Raw genomic sequence first — 18079 nt, 5'->3', positions numbered from 1 at the left:
TATGAAAACCTAGGGGGAATTTTAAAAAACTATAGTAATAACAATAATTTAAATTATTATTAAATAAATAAAAATAGTTAATTTATTCAATCCAGATAATAAATATTGTAGTTATAAGGAGAAATTCCAATACTGAAAAATCTAGGTTATTGAAAAAATACTACACAGAACATTCAAAATATTATATTTGCGTTCTTCAGGCATAAAAAAACCGCACTTAGTGCGGTTTTTAGAATACTAAAGCTATTACTCTTCGTGCATGATTTGTAATACTAAAGTTTCGATGTCTTCTGCTGGAATGTGACCGTTAGGAGTCATAGGAACTGCACCCCAAACACCTGAACCACCTGCAGTTACTTTTTCGATCAAGTAATCAACAGCGCCATCGTCACCTTTATATTTTTCATAAACTTCATCATATGAAGGGCCGATTAATTTTTCGCTTTGCTTGTGGCAAGCCAAACAACCGCTTTGAGAAGCCAAAGCTTCGTCGATTTGAGCAAATGCTTGTGTAGAAGCTACACCAAAACCTAACAACGCTAATGTTAAAACGTGTTTTTTCATTATGACAACCTCTTTATCAATAATATTCAAAACAAAAATTTGTACCAAAAGGTAATACAATTTTAGCTCATATTACCATTTTCATGCTTTTTGCCCAATAAAATTATTTTTTTGTAGGTCTTTTCCAGTTTTGGATTTGACGCAGTGTTGCACGGGTTATCGCCAATGCCCCTGATTCAATTGATGAAGAAATTGTACTACCTGCACCCACAGTTGCACCTTTTTTAATTTCAACAGGTGCAACAAGTGAACTATTTGAGCCAATGAAAACATCATCTTCGATGATTGTCTTATGCTTATTCGCACCATCATAGTTACACGTAATTGTGCCTGCACCAATATTCACACCAGTACCAATTTGTGCATCACCTAGATACGTTAAATGGTTCGCTTTAGAACCTTCACCCAATGTAATATTTTTCGTTTCTACGAAATTACCCACTTTACTATTGGCTTTTAGGATGCTGTTTGTACGTAAACGCGCATAAGGGCCAATCGCAACATTGTCATATAACAATGAAGATTCGATCATTGAGTAAGGATGTACAACAACGCCATCACATAATTTAGCATCTGTAATGTGCGAGCCTTGCCCGATCTGAACATTATTACCCAAGGAAACAACGCCTGATAAAGTCACATTAGGTTCGATGATAATATCTTGCCCTTTAAGCTTCACTTCACCGCGGATATAAACTGTTTCAGGTGCAATCATTGTCACACCAGATAGCATTAATTTTTTACGCTGTTGGTTTTGATAAATCGCTTCTAATTTGGATAACTGTACGCGATCATTCACACCACGCAATAATGTAAAATCACCTGCCGTTGTTTGAATGGATAAACCATCTTCCAACGCTAACTTAACAACATCTGTTAAGTAGAATTCTTTTTGCTGATTGTCATCGCTAATACGTGGCAATGTTGTAGATAACACATCACTTGAGATCGCAAATAAGCCACTATTCACTTCTGTGATAGCTTTTTGTTCATCATTCGCATCTTTTTCTTCTACGATTGCAACCATGTTGCCAGCATCATTACGAATGATTCTGCCATAGCCAAATGGTTGATCAGCTTCCACTGTTAACCAGCAAAGGTTCTGTTCGTCCACTTTTTCAAGCATTGCTTGCAATGTTTTTACATCAATTAATGGTGTATCTGCATATAACACTAATACGTTACTATTAGGCAAAATCGCTGGCATTGCATATTTCATTGCATCGCCTGTGCCTAAAAATGTCTTTTGTTCAACCCACGTAATATCGGCTTCATCTTGATAAGCTGCTTTTAATTTTTCGCCTTCATGACCGTAGATTACAATTAATTGTGCAGGATCTAATTCACGTGCAGTTGATAGCACATGTGACAACATTGGTTTGCCACCAATCTCATGCAGAGGTTTTGGTAGCGCAGATTTCATTCTTGTGCCTTTACCTGCTGCTAAAATCACGACTGATAATGCTTTCATACGTCCTCTTTTTAGTTGTTGATTGCGCCCGATTCTACACTATTTTTTTAAAATAAAGATGACATGGCATAAAAATGCTTGAAAATCTAAAAACGAGCACGATACTATGTAGAGATAATTATCTCATCCATAAAAGAAAGGATCTTGCCATGACTTCTCCATTATATCAGCGCCATTTGCTCACACTTTTGAATCATACTCCTGAAGAGATCAACTATCTCTTAGATCTTGCCCGCGATTTAAAAGCTGCAAAGCGAAATAATGAAGAAGAAAAACGCTTAGTTGGCAAGAATATTGCACTTATTTTTGAAAAAACATCTACACGTACCCGCTGTGCTTTTGAAGTAGCTGCTTATGATCAAGGCGCGAATGTAACTTATTTGGATCCTGTGAGTTCACAAGTTGGACATAAAGAAAGTATTGCAGATACAGCTCGTGTTTTAGGCCGTTTTTATGATGGCATCGAATTCCGTGGTGCTGCACATAAAATCGTAGAAGATCTCGCTCATTATGCAGGTGTTCCTATTTTCAACGGTTTAACAGATGAATTCCACCCAACACAATCATTGGCAGATGTTTTAACTATCCTAGAGCATACAGATAAGCCACTAAAAGATGTGAAATTAGCTTATGTTGGCGATTCAGATAACAACGTTGCAATCTCTCTAATGATTATTGCTGCAAAATTAGGTATGACAATTCATTTTGCTGCACCAGAATCATTGCTACCAAAGCGTGCACTGATTGATCAGTGCCAAGCGATTGCAAATGAAACGGGCGGTAATATTGTTTGCTTCACAAATGCACAAGAAGCGGTGAAAGGTGTTGATTTTATCTATACAGATGTTTGGTTATCTATGGGCGAATCCAAAGATAAATGGGCTGAACGCATCAAGCTTCTTTTCCCATTCCAAGTAAACCAAGCATTGATTGAAGCAAGCCAAAATCCAAATGTTAAATTCCTGCATTGCTTGCCTGCGTTTCATGATGGTAAAACAACAGAGGGCATGAAATTAATGAAGGATTTCCCTGAATTAAAAGATGGTGTCGAAGTGACAGATGAAGTCTTTGAAAGCAAGCATTCTATTGTGTTTGACCAAGCTGAAAACCGTTTACATACAATTAAAGCAGTAATGGTTTCTTCATTATCATAAATTCAGTATCATTCAGAGCGCAAAATTGAGATAATCTTGCGCTTATAATAACTAATCTAGGAGTTTGTTGTGTTAAAACGTTTATTGACTTGTGCAGGTATTGCAACATTAGCATTTCAAGTATCTATGGCGAATCCTGAAACAGTAGCAACCGAAGAACCAGTTGTTGTTGCGCCAATTTATGTAGAAATGACAACCAATAAAGGCAACATTACTTTAGAACTCAACCCTGAAAAAGCGCCTAATACTGTTGGCAACTTTATCCAATATGTTGTGGATGGTCATTATGAGGGGTTAATTTTCCACCGTGTGATTCCTGGATTCATGATCCAAGGTGGTGGTTGGGATAAAGATTTAGTTCAAAAGAAAACTCGCGAATCTGTCAATATCGAATCAGACAATGGTTTGAAAAACGATAAAGGCACAATCGCAATGGCTAGAACAATGGATCCTGACTCAGCGACTAGCCAATTCTTTATCAATACAATCAATAATGATTTCTTGAACTATACTGGACCACAAAACCCTGGCTATACAGTATTTGGGCATGTTGTAGATGGTATGGAAGTTGTAGAATCCATTGAAAAAGTACAAACAACTAGCCATGGTCGTGGCCGTGATGATGTTCCAGTAGAACCAGTGATCATCGAAAAAATGGCATTGATTGAAAAGCCAGCAGTGGCAACAGAATCTGTAGAATCAGTTGAAAAACCAGTTGCAGCGCCTGCTGAAACTACAACTGACACTACAAAAAAATAGTCCTCATTGAATTTTAGGAGATATATTCATGATTAAGTTTCATACAAATAAAGGTACATTTGCAATCGAATTAGATTTTGATAATGCACCAGTTTCAGCAGCTAACTTCGAACAATACGCAAAAGATGGTTTCTTTGAAGGTACATTGTTCCACCGTGTAATCCCAGGTTTCATGGTTCAAGGCGGTGGTTTGTTACCAGGTATGGACAACAAAATGGATGGCCAACGCGCACCAATCAAAAACGAAGCAAACAACGGTTTGAAAAATGTTCGTGGTTCTTTAGCAATGGCTAGAACTATGGATCCACATTCTGCAACGAACCAATTCTTCATCAACACTGTAGATAATGGTTTCTTGGATTTCAAAAGTGAAACATCTCAAGGTTGGGGTTATGCAGTATTCGGTAAAGTAGTTGAAGGTATGGACATCATTGATGCGATCGAAAAAGTTGAAACAACTTCTCGTCGTGGTCACAGCGATGTGCCTGCTGAAGATATCATCATTGAACGCGTAGAAATCGCTTAATTTTAAGGTACAACTATGCATAGACATGAAGATCACATTGCTTATTTCATTGCTGATCTTCATCTCGCATCAAGCCGCCCAGAACTGTGTGCGGCTTTTTTTGATCTTTTACCGAAGATTGCAGAAGATGCCACAGATTTATTCATCTTGGGTGATTTCTTTAATTTTTGGGTTGGAGATGATGTTTTATCACCTTTTACAGCTAAAGTAGCTGAAGAGCTCGCAAAGCTTTCAGAACAAGGGATCAACATTTATTTCCAACATGGTAATCGTGACTTTGCTGTCGGAAAAAATTACGCCAATCTGTGCAAAATGACAATTCTTCCTGAAGTTTATACTTTACCTTTTGCACCAGAAATTGTTGTTCTACATGGTGACCAACTCTGCCTAGCAGATGTTAAATACCAACGTTATCGCAAAATTATCCGCAATCCTTTAGTGCTCAAATGCTTACATTTATTACCAAAATCTGTTCGCCTGCGCATTAGTTTGCGTTTACGTGAAGCAAGCAAAAAAGCTAAACGCCATACTTGCATTGAGAATCAACAATGCTATTGCGATGTTACAAATAGTGCAGTTGAAGCAATGCTCATTCAGCATTCTGCTGATATTATGATTCATGGACATACACACAAGCCCAATATCCATGAGCACCACAATGGCACACGCTGGGTTTTGAGTGATTGGGAACAAACTGGTGATTATATTAAATGGAATAAAGCCAATGGTTTAACGCGCCATACTTTCACTATTCCACCTGTAGAATCATTCTCCTAACTCTTGAGATGTGCTATAACAATTGTTCATTTTGAATTAGTTATCATCCCCCAATAGCTCAAGGAGAATATTAAATGAATATCATTGATGTCGCCAAATCTCGTAAAACATGCAAAGTTTATGATGCTTCTCGCCGTTTAACAACGCAACAAATTGAAGATATTAAAACGCTACTACGTTATTCTCCATCATCTGTGAATGTTCAACCTTGGCACTATTTTTTAATTGAAAGTGAAGCAGGGAAAGAGAAAGTTTTACCTGGTTTCATGGAATTCAATCGCCCTAAAGTTTTGGATTCCACATTGACTGTTATTTTTGCTGTACGAAATACATTAGGCGATGCGCATGTTGAGCTCATTACAGAGCAAGAAGATAAAGATCAGCGTTTCTTAGATGAAGCAGGCAAATCAGGCGTTGCTGCTGGCCGTAAAAAATTCATTGACCTCAATTCCAATGACCAAAAAGATTTAAATAAATGGAATGAGAAACAAGCTTATATTGCTTTAGGTACACTGCTTTTAGGAGCTGCGGCAATGGGTGTGAATGCGACGCCAATTGAAGGCATTTTGCCAGAAGAATTGGATAAGATCTTAGATTTACCAAGCAAAGATCTACATTCTATCGTTGCAGTAACAATTGGCTATTCCAGCGAAGAAAATGATTACAATGCTAAATTACCAAAATCTCGTTTACCTGCTGATGAGATCTTTACGACTTTATAAATCTACAAAGTCAGATAGCAATCCATCCATTTTGGATTGCTATTTCAATGCAAATCTCTTTCTAACCATTTCTAAAAACTGCGAACTTGCAAGTGATAATCGTGTTTGATTCATCACCGCAATGGCAACCGTTCGCTCAACTTTTGGTAATAATGGTTTAATGGCAATATTCGCACCTTTAGGAATCGCTGATTCAGCCACAATTGAAACCGCTTCGCCTCGTTCAACTAATGATAATGTACTCAGTAATTGCAATGTTCTGAATTTAATATTTGGCGAAAGCTTTTGATCTTTAAATAATTGTAGGATTTTTTCACCCGATCCTGCCCCTGTTAAATTGAGAGGATACTTCGTCAAATCTTTTAAAGCCACATTTGCTTGCTGCGCCAAAGGATGTTGATGTGGCAAAATCACCACCCATTGATCCTGTAAAATTGGCCATGTTTCAAAGCGTTCATCTGGCAAAGTTACAAAGCCAATATCTATCCGCTGATCCAACAACCATTGTGCAACACTTGCATCATCACCTTCATCCACTTGAATTTCAATGTGTGGAAACTGAGCTCGGTATTCTGCCAATAGATTTGGCAAGATCTTAGATGATGCTGTTGGCCCAAATGAACCAATGCACACAACGCCTTTCTTCAAACCATTCGATGCTTGCGCTTCTTGATACAGCAAATCATGCAAACTTAACATTGTGCGAATATGTGGCAACATCGTTTCCCCAATCGCCGTTAATGTAATCTGGTTCTGTTCCCTATGAAACAGCACAACATTTAGACCTTTTTCTAACGATTTAATCGCATGGGATACAGCCGATTGTGAAATACCTAATTGTGATGCTGCCAAGGTAAAACTCTTCAGCTCCACAACAATTTTAAGAATCTGCAATTGCGCCAATGTCATGAATAAATACTCATTTGAATATGATTAAACATAACCATTAATTTATCACTTAATGAATCCAAATTATATTCAATGGCAGGTATTTTCATGAACAAAGCATGCATTTTTGTCTACATTCAACTCTGTATTGTCGCCATTTTATGGAGAGGAACTTTTGTGGCAGGAAGATTCATACATAATGATATTCCCTCTCTACTATCCGCAACATTACGATTTTCCTTAGGTTCCATCACTTTCTTAATTTTGCTCAGCTGCCCTAAAATTGGCTGGAAGAAAATTACCCTCCAGCAATTTTGGCCCATTTTATTATTGGGCTTTGCAGGTGTTTTCCTATATCACTTATTCTTCTTTTACGGATTACAATTGATCCCTGCATCTAGAACTGCGCTCATTGTGTCTCTCAATCCTGCGATGATTGCATTTTTATCTTTCTTAATTTGGCGCGAAAAAATTACAATTAAGAAGAACTATGGCATTGCTTTATCCATCATTGGTGCAATTATGGTTCTGTTAAGCCATACAAATATGCAAGATGCTTCTTCATCCATCATTGGGGATTTTGCAATCTTCGGCTGTGTGATCACATGGGGCATTTATACAGTTGCAGGTAAAAATACCATTAAATCTATTGGTGCATTACATACCGTTGCTTACTCAATCTTTGTTGGCACAATTTTATTATTAATAGCATCCATCATTAGCCCAACTGTTTCATGGGAGCATTTCACACTGCTCACACAAACTGATATTTTGAGCCTGCTATATTTGGGCATCTTAGGTTCTGCATTGGCTTATGTCTGGTATTACCAAGGCATTGACCAAATCGGTGCAGCCAATGCAGGCACATTCATCGCATTAAACCCATTAACTGCTGTCATTGCAGGTTACTTACTATTAGATGAAACCATTAGTCCATCCATCATCTTAGGTAGCATATTCATTGTGACAGGTATTATTTTAACCAATCGTCCTTCTAAACTCAGCACTCAACATCATGAAAATAAAGTATAATTCGACTATCATTCATCGAGGTTATATTTGGAATATGTCAGAATTAACGCTCTTAATTGTTGAAGATGACGATGATATCGCAGATATCCTGATCTCATATGCTCAACGCGACAATATGCAAACACATCGTGCTGTTAATGGTTTAGAAGCCATTAATCAATTGCATAATCATGATATTGATTTAGTGCTGCTAGATGTCAAATTACCTGAAAAAGATGGTTGGGCTGTATTGAGCCACATTCGTCAATTCAGCCAAGTGCCTGTCATTATGCTCACAGCTTTAGATCAGGACATTGATAAGATCATGGCGCTGAGAATGGGCGCGGATGACTATATTGTGAAACCTTTCAATCCCAACGAAGTGATGGCTCGTGTGCAAGCTGTATTAAGACGAAGCATCGTGACAACAACGCCAACGGCTGTACCTGAAAAAAGCTATGGCAATCTCAAAATTGATGAAACACAGCATTTAGTGACGATTCAAACGGCGGATGCTATTCACACATTGAATCTGACATTGACGGAATATCACTTTTTACTGTTATTAATTCAAGCGCCCAATAAAGTTTTTACACGCAGTGAAATTTTGGATCGTTGCTTGCCTGATAGTGATGCATTGGAAAGAACTGTGGATAGCCACATGAGCAAATTACGTAAAAAGCTCACGACTTTACCCGCAACTGTTGCCATCAATAGCGTTCGTGGCGTTGGCTATCGCTTGGAGAAACTCTAGATGAAAAAACAAGTCAGCATCAATACGCAATTGATCATCACTATGTCACTTGTATGCTTCGCTGTGATTGCTAGTGCATTCTTAAGTGCTTATCTTGTTTATCTCGTCTTTTATCCTGATCATGAAGCAATAGAAGCAGCTCAAGAAGATAGCTATTTCGAGTTTGCAGATTTCATTTGGATTCTTTTGATGGCTTTAATTGGCTTGATGACATCTATTTTATTGGCTTTTAGGATCTCCAAAAAGATGATGTTATCCATCAATGCATTGGCAGAAGCTTCACAAAGTATTATGGATGGCAATTTATCTACACGCGTGCAACGCAATCCAAAAACCAACTTTGCAGAGCTCATTCAGTTGGAAGAGAACTTCAATTTAATGGCAGAGCAACTGGAGAATAAGCAAAATAACATTATGCTTTGGAATGCAGGCATTGCACATGAACTCCGCACTCCTGTGACAATTTTAAAAGGTCGATTACAAGGTATTTTAGATGGTATTTTTATACCTAATGATGAATTAGTGACCACATTATTGAAGCAGACAGAAAATTTATCTGTGCTCATTGAAGACTTAAGGCTGCTCAGTTTAATTGAAAATAATCACCTTCAACTAACTTTAGAACCCACAGATCTACGCTTATTGCTTGAAGATAAACTTGTGGAATACACAAGTGAGTTTGAAAAATATGACTTTGAAATTGTCAGTAGTTTAGCCACAGGAAAAATTATGTGTGACCGCTTTAGATTACAACAAGTTTTCACAGCGTTATTAGACAATGCCATTCGCTACGCTAATTCTGGTCGCTTATATTTAAGTAGCCAAATCCAAAATGATCAATGGCAATTCACTATTGAAGATGAAGGCCCTGGCGTTTCAGAAGAGGCACAAACACATATCTTTGAATCATTTTATCGTGCGAATCACCCTTCTAAAGAATCCAAACAAGGCACAGGCTTAGGTTTAACCATCATCAAGCACTTAATTGAAGCGCACAATGGCACAATCACTTACGAAAAATCTCGTCATGGTGGCAGCTGTTTTAAAGTGCAATTACCCCTATAATGCACAATTGCAACATTCATAAGAGAACCATCTAATGCTAACGAACAATATGCCTTTATTAGAAACGGATCGTTTAATCCTTCGAGCACTTCAACCAACAGATGCACCTAATTTATTCGAATATTTTTCACAAGATTGTGTGACAGAATTTTATGATTTATACACATTTCAGCATCTACATGAAGCAGAAAAGCTCGTAAAAATTTGGATTGACCGCGTACAGGAATCTACAGGATTACGCTGGGCAATCACATTAAAATCTCAAGGCGATGCATTGATTGGCACATGTGGCTTTCACAACTTTTCTACCGAAAATAACCGCGCTGAAATTGGCTATGATCTGAATCCTATTCATTGGGGCAACGGCATTATGACAGAAGCGATCCAAGCGATTGTGAACTATGGATTTGGAACTTTGAAACTACATCGCATCGAAGCATTCATTGATCCTGCAAATCATGCATCTCGCGCTCTGTTACAAAAAAATGGCTTAGAAACAGAAGGTTTATTGAGAGACTATTTCTTTGAGAAAGAAAAATTTGTTGATGCTGAAATGCTTTCTATTTTGAATCGATAATCAAACTTGAGGGAACTTAATTATGACTATTCACATTGAAAAAGTAAACGAAGCTGATTTTCCTCGCTTGCAAGAGATTTGGGAAAGTTCAGTATTGGCAACCCATGATTTCTTAAAAGATGAAGATTTTAAAGAAATTCAAAAACTCTTAATCCCTGCTTATTTCCCGCAAGTTACACTTTATAAAGCTATTTCTGCCAATGGTAAGATATTAGGTTTTTTAGGCATACACGCTAATCGCATTGAAATGCTGTTCATTGATGATCAATTTCGTGGTCAAGGCGCAGGCTCGGCTTTATTAAGGTTTGCGATTCAGTCATTGAAGATTAATGAACTAGATGTGAATGAGCAAAATAAATCTGCGCTAGCTTTCTATCAGCATCACGGTTTCCAAATCACAGCAAGAAGCGATGTTGATGGCTCAGGCAAACCTTATCCAACATTAACACTGAAATTGTTGTAAGTATTGATTGAAGCTCTTACAGTTTTCACCATTCTCCAAATCTGGAAATATAAATTGGGCTTCATCATCAATCCACCCACATATTGGGCAAAGTTCATTTTCATATCTAGTCGTTAATACTTTATTTTGGCAAATATGGCATACAAAAGGAGGATATAATTCAGGGTATTTATATCGTTCTAATTCAGCGAAATAATCTGCATATCCCCTTGCTTCCCAAAATTTTTTAAACTCCTTATCGTTATATCCATTAGTAGTAATTCTATTCTTCTTAATAAAGTCCTTAACATTCTCAACTCTAATATCAGAAAACTCGTAATTTTGTGTATCGTACTCAAAATCCAAAAGTATGGATTGATTAATCAACAAACTATATTCAACAAAAGCTGCATCTACAAAAGAATATCCAAGAAGTTCTATTTGTTCAATTTTACTGAATTGTGAACGAAGGAAAGTCATAATTCTGATATTTTCAAACAAAATAGTATCCAAATATTCATTACTCATAATTATTACTCACATTTTTTATGATATTTATTTTAACCAATTTTGAATGATAATTCTGAGAGCCGCTGCTGATCGCTCACCTTTTTCATTTTCAAAATAATGGTTTTGCCCATCGATAAAGTGAAACTCAACTTTATCAGATTGGATTCGTTTTGACATATCCACAGCACCTTGCCAATTCACATTGTCATCATTCAATGTCTGGATCACTAGGATTTTATTTTGACTGTTTTCTAAGGTTTGCTGAAAATCAATCTTAGTTGCAGATTGCCACCATTTTTTGCCATGTTCGGATAAATAATCCTCCGATTGTCCATCCAATACAGCTTGCAATGACTCTTTAAAACTCTCTTTTGCTTCTTCATGATGTTCGGCTTGCACACTTTTTTCAATGAAGAAATAAATATCATCCAAGAAATATTGCCCACCGCCATTCATAGCAATCGTTGCATCCACATAATCTAATTGTTGTGATAAAAGCGCTGCGACAACAGCGCCTTCACTGCCACCGATAAGATAAATATTTTCATAATGATCTTTCAGCTTATCTAAAACTTGTACATAATCCTGCACACGCTGAGCCATTGAATCATGATCCAAATACTCTTTTGGGCAATCTTGGCGCTCACCATTGGTATATGGCAAACTCTGCGTAATGCCATATTTGTCCACCAATAATGTATCTGTGTCAGGCGTTAAATCAGCAAAGTTATCCAACACAAATTGATTGTTATAAATACTATTACAATCACTGCCTTGCAAGATGACCGCTAAATTTTTAACATCAGGAGACTTTTTTAAATAATAAGTAATAACAGATTGATCTTCTCTGATTTCATCATTAAAGGCTTCAATATCACCATTCGCCCAAACAGGCATGAAACTCAGAATTAATATCAATAAATAACGCATACTGCTCAATAGGACCTTTTATAAACTATAACGTGGCAAAGATTTTCTGATAAATCGCACGCACAACATCTTGCTTCTTCTGGTTATACGCCTGCATCGTATTCACATCATTTTTAGCAATCTCTTTAATGGCTGCGTAATCCGCCAAATCATCAGGATGAGTTTGTAGCCATTCTTTGAATAACAAATGACGATGATGTTCAGGGCAGTTCTTACCAAACACATGTAAATTCACCATAGGATCATGCAATTTAAGCATACGATGTTGATACCATGAAGGTTCTCGAATCGTTAGCTCGTAACCTAGTGATTCTAAAGTAGGAACATAAGATGCTTCATTCTCAGGGTTTTCCACGATCAGATCAATATCGATGATTGGTTTGGCTGCTAAACCAATCACTGCCGTCGATCCAACATGATCAATCGATAATGCTAAATCACCCAGAACTTTCTGAATCGATTCTTTTTGTACACCAAATCGTGCAAACCAATCAGGATCATGAGCGACGACTTCAATATGTACTTGCTCAGGTTTAGCTTTCACCCAAGGATTTTCATTAGGATCACCATCCTCAAATGTACAAACTAGTTTTTTCTGCTGTGTGGTTAATTGATCTTTGAACATTAAAATAACTCATCCAATAAAATGTAATAACGAATTTTCTCCCAATTTGGCACGATATTGAGCTTTTCAAACAACATATTAGGATCAAAATTAGGGTAAGCAATACCGTCATTGTATCGACCATCGAAATTATGCAATAAACTGCGATAACACAAGGCAATATCTTGATAGCGATCTGAAATACCACTTCGACCTAAATCAATGAAACCACTGATTTTACACTGATCAATAAAAACATTAGGTAAACACAAATCACCATGGGAAAACACTAAATCCTCTTCAGGTTGATTTTGCTCCAGCCATTCTAATAATGCTTTGGGCGATGCAAAACCATCTACGCCATAAGTACCAGCTTCTGCATCATCCATATCACACAAACCATGTTCCACATTGTATTCAGCATGCTTTAATTTCTGCGACAATGTCGCATCATAAGGGCAATGCCCAATCGGAATATTCCATAACATTTGTAGCGCTTGCACCAACATTTCCACCAATGATTCAGGTTGTTTTAACCAAAAATCAGAGCATGCATATTCACCTTTTAACTTTTCCATTAAAAGATAATGATGTTCTTCATGCTCCATGGCTTTAACAATGTTTGGTAATGGCAACTGACCTTGTAACCATTGATACATTTGATGCTCACGTTGGGCTTCATCAGTAGATTCTTCAATCTTCAAGACCAAATCTTCATAAAACATCACATTAGCATTCGACATACCAACATTATCAATTTGATAAGCTCGATCGCCCAAATGTTCACGAATATTAATGGGTAAATTGTTTATCATTTTTTTGATCCTTGATTGAGGTAATAACAATATCATTTATATCTTTCTGTTCACGATGCTGACTAACTTTAATCCGATGAAAACTGTCAACGTTTCTGCCACAACACTGGTTAGCCAAATGCCATCAATGCCAAATATCCGTGGGAAAATTGCAATGCCAATCAAAACAAACACTAAGCTATGTAATGCAGCAATGATGAGAGAATATTTAGCAGCACCTAAAGCTGTGAAATACGCAGTAATCAAAATATTCAGCCCAATGACTAAAAAGACAAATGCATAAGTGTGTAAACCTTGCGTTGCTAATTGTGCAACTTCACCATTCATGTCATCAAAGAAGATATGAACAATTTCTCTGCCAAATATCTGTAACACAGCAAAAACTGTCACGCCAATTACGCTGTTAATGATCGCAACAAAATATAGAATTCGCTTCACACGATCTTTTTGATTCGCACCATAGTTGTAACTCAGCACGGGGATTAAACCATCTGAAATGCCTAAGAAAATTAAAATCCCTGTGAATTCAATATAGCTGATTGCAGTAAAAGCAGATACGCCTGTTGCACCAATCATTTTTACAACCGTGAGATTGATCACCAAAATCGTAATCGCCGCTGCTAATTCCGTAACGCCTTCTGAAAGTCCGTTATAGCTAGATTGAGCCAATAAACGATAATCAAATCGCCCTTTCAACATCGAAATTTCTCTCTTATTTGAAAAAGTGATCGTGCTAGAAATTAACATGCTAATGGTAAACGCAAGCCCTGTTGCGATGCTTGTGCCCATAATGCCGAGCTTTAATTCAATGACAAAATACAGACTCAACGCAATATTCAAAAGCACTGCAATGAGCATAATGACCATGGAACTCTTGGGATAACCCATGGATTTCAGCATGGCATCATTATAAAAACAGAGCGTAATTGGCAATATGAATGGTGCTAAACCTTTCAAATAATCCAATGAATAGGACATCAATGTTTCATCTGCACCCAAAAGGCGAACAAAAACATCCCCAAATAACCATAAAACAGATGTACCAATTAAGCTCACAACCACTAATGCCCAAAATCCACTGGACATCCCATTTTGTGCTTTGGTTAGATTCTTTTCTCCTAATCCTTGACTCACCAATGCTTGGCTACCAATCCCGACGATCAAAGCAATCACCATAATCACACTATAAAGTGGCATGATGATATTCACGCCACCTAAAGCATATTCACCCACATAATGGCTCACAATTAAGCCATCAATAATATTTTGCACACCAAAAAATAAAACTGTAATCACGCTGGGTACTGCGTAATTCATAAATAATTGCCAAATTGGCAAAGTCACCAATGGACTTTGCTCGATATTTTCATTGTTCATATTCATACTTTAATTCGATTTCATAACCTTGCTTTTGAAACACCCACGGATGCTGTCCACTATCTGGATGACAAAAACAAAAAATACTGGGACAAAAAATATTGCCAAAACTGTAGCGCTGATCATGCCACCAAAAACACCTGTGCCGAGTGCTCGTTGTGTTTCTGAGCTACTGCCAGTTGCAATCACTAATGGGAACACACCAAATGTAAATGCGATGGATGTCATGATGATGGGGCGAAGGCGTAATTTTGCTGCCGCAACTGTTGCATCGATCAAATTCAAACCTTCTTGCCTCAAAGTTTTAGCAAATTCCACGATCAAAATTGCATTTTTGGCAGATAAACCAATGATTGTGATTAAACCTATTTTGAAGAAAATATCATTAGGGTAATCACGCAATAGTATTGCCAATACAGCACCTAACATACCTAACGGCACAACCAAAATGACTGATAATGGAATTGACCAACTCTCATACAATGCCGCAAGCACCAAGAAGATCACAAAAATGGACAGCCCCAATAACCAAAGAATTTGTGACTCTGAATTCTTCTCTTGTAAAGAAATACCTGTCCATTCATAGCCAACGCCTGTTGGTAGCTTAGCAACCAAGCGCTCCATTTCAGCCAATGCATCACCTGTAGAAATGCCTGCAACTGGTGAACCAACGATACTCATAGCTGGATAACCATTGTAGCGATCATATTGATGCGCCGATTTTTCCCATTTGGCTGTCACAAACTCAGATAACTTCACCAATTGATCACGATCATTGCGCACATAGAGTTTTAGAATATCTTCAACAGTAGATCGACTTTTAGCATCTGCTTGTAAGATCACTTGCTGTAAGCGCCCTTCATGTGGGAAATCGTTGATATAAATGGAACCCACAGAGCTGGAAATCATACTGCTGATATCATCAAACTTTACGCCATAGGCATAAGCTTTATCACGATCAATATCCAAATACACACTATCGCCATAAGGTAATCCATCAGAATACACATCCTTCACTAGTTTACTTTGCTTAGCGAGCGCTAAGAGTTGAACTTGTGCTTGTCGTAATTTTTCCATCCCCAAATTGCCACGATCTTGAAGCATCAATGTAAAGCCAGATGTTGTGCCCATTTCATCAATGCTGGGTGGCATCGCGGATATTACTTGCCCTTCATCGGTATTCATCATCACGTAGTTCACAATATCCGTCACATCCTTGGATGACAAAATGCGCTCATCACTATCTTTCAATGTTGTAAATGCCAAAGCTGCACTCTGCCCTGAACCACCAAAGCCATACCCCATGATGGATAATGTTTTGTCAGCAACACCCAATTGCTCCATTAAATCCTCATACTGCTTAACCAAGACTAATGTTCGCTCTTGCCCTGCATCAGAGGGTAGTTGGAATGATGTTAAAATTTCACCTTGATCTTCATCTGGCACAAATGCTGTGGGTACAGATTGGAAAGCCACCACCAAAATCCCTACCAAGATAACGAATAAGCACATCATCTTGCCTGTGGAGCGCACAATATTTGCAACCTTCTTGCCATAATATTGAGTAAATCTTTCAAAGAGCTCATCAAATTTCATAAAAAATCGCCATTTTTTAGCTGATTCATCATATGGCTTTAATAAAGTTGCGCACAATGCAGGCGTTAATGACAATGCTAAAAAAGCTGAGAAAATGATGGATACAGATAATGTCACTGTGAATTGACGATAGATAATCCCCATCGAACCTTCTGCTAAAGCCATTGGCAAAAATACCGCGCTTAGAACCAATGTAATGCCGATGATGGGATTTGTGATTTCACCCATCGCTTTCAAGGTTGCCTCTTTGGGAGATAATCCATCCATCACCATAATGCGTTCTACGTTCTCAATCACAACAATGGCATCATCCACAATGATCCCTATGGCGAGCACCATGCCAAACATCGTGAGCACATTGATGGAAAAACCCAAAACATACATCACAGCAAATGTTGCCAATAATGAAATAGGCGCCACAATCGATGGAATCAGCGTATAGCGTACATTGTGTAAAAACAGATACATCACAATGAATACTAAAAACATCGCTTCAAACAATGTAATCACAACCTTTTCAATGGATAGCTTCACAAAAGGTGCTGTATCCGAAAAGATTGAAAATGACATGGATGCGGGCAGAATGGATTCCAATTCACTCAAGCGCTGTTTCACTGCATCAGAAGTCTTAATCGCATTAGCACCTGGGCTCATTTGAATTGCAATGGCAGATGAAATATTGCCATTATTGAAAACTTCAAAACCATAATCCGATGCGCCCAATTCCACTCGTGCAACATCTTTCAACGTCACTTTTGAGCCTGTTGAATCACTTCTTAAAATGATATTTTCAAAGGCTTTAACCGTAGATAATTCACCTTGTGCATTCAACGGCACAGTGATCAATGTACCTTTTTTAGCAGGTAAACTGCCCACAATGCCTGGGGAAATTTGCGTATTTTGTTGAGCAATCGCTGTTGATAAATCATTGATGGATAGCGAATAAGCCACTAATCGATCAGGATCAACCCAAATTCGCATGGCTTTTTCTGCGCCAAATAATTGAACTTTACCCACACCATCAATGCGCTTCATATCTGGCACGATATTGCGAGAAAGAAAATCACCCAGCTCAACTTCAGAGTAAATACTATTTTGAGATGATAAACCCACTAACATTAAGAAACCACTGCTTGCAGCTTCTACGCTTACGCCTGATTGCCTCACGGCTTGTGGCAATCTTGGCTCTACAGATTTCAACTGATTCTGTACATCCATCTGTGCCATTTCGACATTAGTGCTGGGCTTAAAGGTCGCAGTAATCGTTGCAGAACCTGAAGTATCCGCGCTTGAGCTGAAATACAGTAGGTTTTTCACTCCTGTGAGTTCACGCTCAATTAAGCTAATCACACTATCGTTCAGGACTTGTGGTGTTGCGCCAGGATAACTCACACTGATGCTCACACTGGGTGGAGCAACTGAAGGAAAGCGCGCAATTGGTAGCTGAGGAATTGCTAAAACACCTGCTAACACCATAAAAATTGCAATCACCCAAGCAAATATCGGGCGATGGATAAAAATTTTAGCCATAATTCAT

Annotated in this window: 19 protein-coding genes; 10 read left to right on the top strand and 9 right to left on the bottom strand. The window is 37.9% G+C overall.

Annotated features, from left to right (window positions below):
- Window positions 1-246: 246 nt before the first annotated feature.
- On the bottom strand, window positions 247-564 hold the full coding sequence (locus tag BZK16_RS07790; protein WP_077928332.1) for a c-type cytochrome: 318 nt from the start codon (window positions 562-564) through the stop codon (window positions 247-249).
- 103 nt (window positions 565-667) lie between these two features.
- Window positions 668-2035 (bottom strand): bifunctional UDP-N-acetylglucosamine diphosphorylase/glucosamine-1-phosphate N-acetyltransferase GlmU, encoded by a 1368-nt coding sequence (glmU, locus tag BZK16_RS07785; RefSeq protein WP_077928331.1) that lies wholly within the window; start codon window positions 2033-2035, stop codon window positions 668-670.
- Window positions 2036-2184: 149 nt separating this feature from the next.
- Here glmU and argF point away from each other — a divergent pair, with 149 nt between their 5' ends.
- From argF to nfsB, 5 genes are all read left to right on the top strand, one after another.
- The gene (argF, locus tag BZK16_RS07780; protein ID WP_077928330.1) at window positions 2185-3189 is read left to right on the top strand and encodes an ornithine carbamoyltransferase; all 1005 of its coding nucleotides are present in this window, start codon (window positions 2185-2187) and stop codon (window positions 3187-3189) included.
- 69 nt (window positions 3190-3258) lie between these two features.
- The gene (locus BZK16_RS07775) at window positions 3259-3948 is read left to right on the top strand and encodes a peptidylprolyl isomerase (protein ID WP_077928329.1); all 690 of its coding nucleotides are present in this window, start codon (window positions 3259-3261) and stop codon (window positions 3946-3948) included.
- 28 nt (window positions 3949-3976) lie between these two features.
- Window positions 3977-4474, top strand: a complete 498-nt coding sequence (locus BZK16_RS07770) for a peptidylprolyl isomerase (RefSeq protein WP_077928328.1) — start codon at window positions 3977-3979, stop codon at window positions 4472-4474.
- A 15-nt stretch (window positions 4475-4489) separates the two neighbouring features.
- Window positions 4490-5251 (top strand): UDP-2,3-diacylglucosamine diphosphatase, encoded by a 762-nt coding sequence (locus tag BZK16_RS07765; RefSeq protein ID WP_077928327.1) that lies wholly within the window; start codon window positions 4490-4492, stop codon window positions 5249-5251.
- 74 nt (window positions 5252-5325) lie between these two features.
- Complete coding sequence (nfsB, locus tag BZK16_RS07760; protein ID WP_077928326.1) at window positions 5326-5973, top strand: oxygen-insensitive NAD(P)H nitroreductase; 648 nt, start codon at window positions 5326-5328, stop codon at window positions 5971-5973.
- Window positions 5974-6012: 39 nt separating this feature from the next.
- Here nfsB and BZK16_RS07755 read toward each other — a convergent pair whose 3' ends face one another.
- Window positions 6013-6882: a LysR family transcriptional regulator gene (locus BZK16_RS07755; RefSeq protein WP_077928325.1), complete on the bottom strand. Its 870-nt coding sequence runs from the start codon at window positions 6880-6882 to the stop codon at window positions 6013-6015.
- 72 nt (window positions 6883-6954) lie between these two features.
- Here BZK16_RS07755 and BZK16_RS07750 point away from each other — a divergent pair, with 72 nt between their 5' ends.
- From BZK16_RS07750 to BZK16_RS07730, 5 genes are read left to right on the top strand one after another with little or no spacing between them, the layout of a single operon-like run.
- Window positions 6955-7893, top strand: coding sequence for a DMT family transporter (locus BZK16_RS07750; RefSeq protein WP_077928324.1), 939 nt, complete (start codon window positions 6955-6957; stop codon window positions 7891-7893).
- Window positions 7894-7900: 7 nt separating this feature from the next.
- On the top strand, window positions 7901-8626 hold the full coding sequence (locus BZK16_RS07745) for a response regulator (RefSeq protein WP_408645567.1): 726 nt from the start codon (window positions 7901-7903) through the stop codon (window positions 8624-8626).
- Window positions 8627-9691 carry an ATP-binding protein gene (locus tag BZK16_RS07740; protein WP_077928322.1) on the top strand — a complete coding sequence of 355 codons (1065 nt, stop codon included), beginning with the start codon at window positions 8627-8629 and terminating at the stop codon, window positions 9689-9691.
- Window positions 9692-9725: 34 nt separating this feature from the next.
- Complete coding sequence (locus BZK16_RS07735; RefSeq protein ID WP_077928321.1) at window positions 9726-10268, top strand: GNAT family N-acetyltransferase; 543 nt, start codon at window positions 9726-9728, stop codon at window positions 10266-10268.
- A gap of 22 nt (window positions 10269-10290) precedes the next feature.
- Complete coding sequence (locus BZK16_RS07730; RefSeq protein WP_332881388.1) at window positions 10291-10731, top strand: GNAT family N-acetyltransferase; 441 nt, start codon at window positions 10291-10293, stop codon at window positions 10729-10731.
- Here BZK16_RS07730 and BZK16_RS07725 read toward each other — a convergent pair.
- The 6 genes from BZK16_RS07725 to BZK16_RS07700 are packed head-to-tail and all read right to left on the bottom strand — an operon-like array spanning window position 10711 to window position 18075.
- Window positions 10711-11238 (bottom strand): CPCC family cysteine-rich protein, encoded by a 528-nt coding sequence (locus tag BZK16_RS07725; RefSeq protein WP_077928320.1) that lies wholly within the window; start codon window positions 11236-11238, stop codon window positions 10711-10713. The genes BZK16_RS07730 and BZK16_RS07725 overlap by 21 nt on opposite strands.
- A 27-nt stretch (window positions 11239-11265) precedes the next feature.
- Entirely contained in the window at window positions 11266-12150 is an 885-nt protein-coding gene (locus tag BZK16_RS07720; protein WP_077928319.1) for an acyl-CoA thioester hydrolase/BAAT C-terminal domain-containing protein, read from the bottom strand.
- A gap of 25 nt (window positions 12151-12175) precedes the next feature.
- Window positions 12176-12775 carry a GrpB family protein gene (locus tag BZK16_RS07715; protein WP_077928318.1) on the bottom strand — a complete coding sequence of 200 codons (600 nt, stop codon included), beginning with the start codon at window positions 12773-12775 and terminating at the stop codon, window positions 12176-12178.
- A complete protein-coding gene (locus BZK16_RS07710; RefSeq protein ID WP_158076830.1) occupies window positions 12775-13569 on the bottom strand; it encodes an APH(3') family aminoglycoside O-phosphotransferase in 795 nt (264 codons plus the stop codon). Before BZK16_RS07710 ends, BZK16_RS07715 begins: the two co-directional genes overlap by 1 nt.
- A 36-nt stretch (window positions 13570-13605) precedes the next feature.
- Window positions 13606-14946 (bottom strand): MATE family efflux transporter, encoded by a 1341-nt coding sequence (locus tag BZK16_RS07705; RefSeq protein ID WP_233145229.1) that lies wholly within the window; start codon window positions 14944-14946, stop codon window positions 13606-13608.
- 9 nt (window positions 14947-14955) lie between these two features.
- Window positions 14956-18075, bottom strand: a complete 3120-nt coding sequence (locus tag BZK16_RS07700; protein ID WP_096777509.1) for a multidrug efflux RND transporter permease subunit — start codon at window positions 18073-18075, stop codon at window positions 14956-14958.
- Window positions 18076-18079 lie beyond the last annotated feature (4 nt).

Origin of the sequence: Wohlfahrtiimonas populi (assembly GCF_002006795.1) — a bacterium.
Classification (GTDB): domain Bacteria; phylum Pseudomonadota; class Gammaproteobacteria; order Cardiobacteriales; family Wohlfahrtiimonadaceae; genus Wohlfahrtiimonas; species Wohlfahrtiimonas populi.
This window is presented reverse-complemented; position numbering and strand designations above follow the sequence as displayed.

Excerpts from the sequence above, each read along its gene's own strand:
- BZK16_RS07765 (WP_077928327.1), top strand. The coding sequence starts at position 4,490 with ATGCATAGACATGAAGATCACATTGCTTATTTCATTGCTGATCTTCAT.
- BZK16_RS07770 (WP_077928328.1), top strand. The coding sequence starts at position 3,977 with ATGATTAAGTTTCATACAAATAAAGGTACATTTGCAATCGAATTAGAT.
- nfsB (WP_077928326.1), top strand. The coding sequence starts at position 5,326 with ATGAATATCATTGATGTCGCCAAATCTCGTAAAACATGCAAAGTTTAT.
- BZK16_RS07740 (WP_077928322.1), top strand. The coding sequence starts at position 8,627 with ATGAAAAAACAAGTCAGCATCAATACGCAATTGATCATCACTATGTCA.
- BZK16_RS07750 (WP_077928324.1), top strand. The coding sequence starts at position 6,955 with ATGGCAGGTATTTTCATGAACAAAGCATGCATTTTTGTCTACATTCAA.
- argF (WP_077928330.1), top strand. The coding sequence starts at position 2,185 with ATGACTTCTCCATTATATCAGCGCCATTTGCTCACACTTTTGAATCAT.
- BZK16_RS07790 (WP_077928332.1), bottom strand. The coding sequence starts at position 564 with ATGAAAAAACACGTTTTAACATTAGCGTTGTTAGGTTTTGGTGTAGCT.
- BZK16_RS07720 (WP_077928319.1), bottom strand. The coding sequence starts at position 12,150 with ATGCGTTATTTATTGATATTAATTCTGAGTTTCATGCCTGTTTGGGCG.
- BZK16_RS07705 (WP_233145229.1), bottom strand. The coding sequence starts at position 14,946 with ATGAACAATGAAAATATCGAGCAAAGTCCATTGGTGACTTTGCCAATT.
- BZK16_RS07715 (WP_077928318.1), bottom strand. The coding sequence starts at position 12,775 with ATGTTCAAAGATCAATTAACCACACAGCAGAAAAAACTAGTTTGTACA.
- BZK16_RS07725 (WP_077928320.1), bottom strand. The coding sequence starts at position 11,238 with ATGAGTAATGAATATTTGGATACTATTTTGTTTGAAAATATCAGAATT.
- BZK16_RS07710 (WP_158076830.1), bottom strand. The coding sequence starts at position 13,569 with ATGATAAACAATTTACCCATTAATATTCGTGAACATTTGGGCGATCGA.
- BZK16_RS07735 (WP_077928321.1), top strand. The coding sequence starts at position 9,726 with ATGCTAACGAACAATATGCCTTTATTAGAAACGGATCGTTTAATCCTT.
- BZK16_RS07755 (WP_077928325.1), bottom strand. The coding sequence starts at position 6,882 with ATGACATTGGCGCAATTGCAGATTCTTAAAATTGTTGTGGAGCTGAAG.
- glmU (WP_077928331.1), bottom strand. The coding sequence starts at position 2,035 with ATGAAAGCATTATCAGTCGTGATTTTAGCAGCAGGTAAAGGCACAAGA.
- BZK16_RS07730 (WP_332881388.1), top strand. The coding sequence starts at position 10,291 with ATGACTATTCACATTGAAAAAGTAAACGAAGCTGATTTTCCTCGCTTG.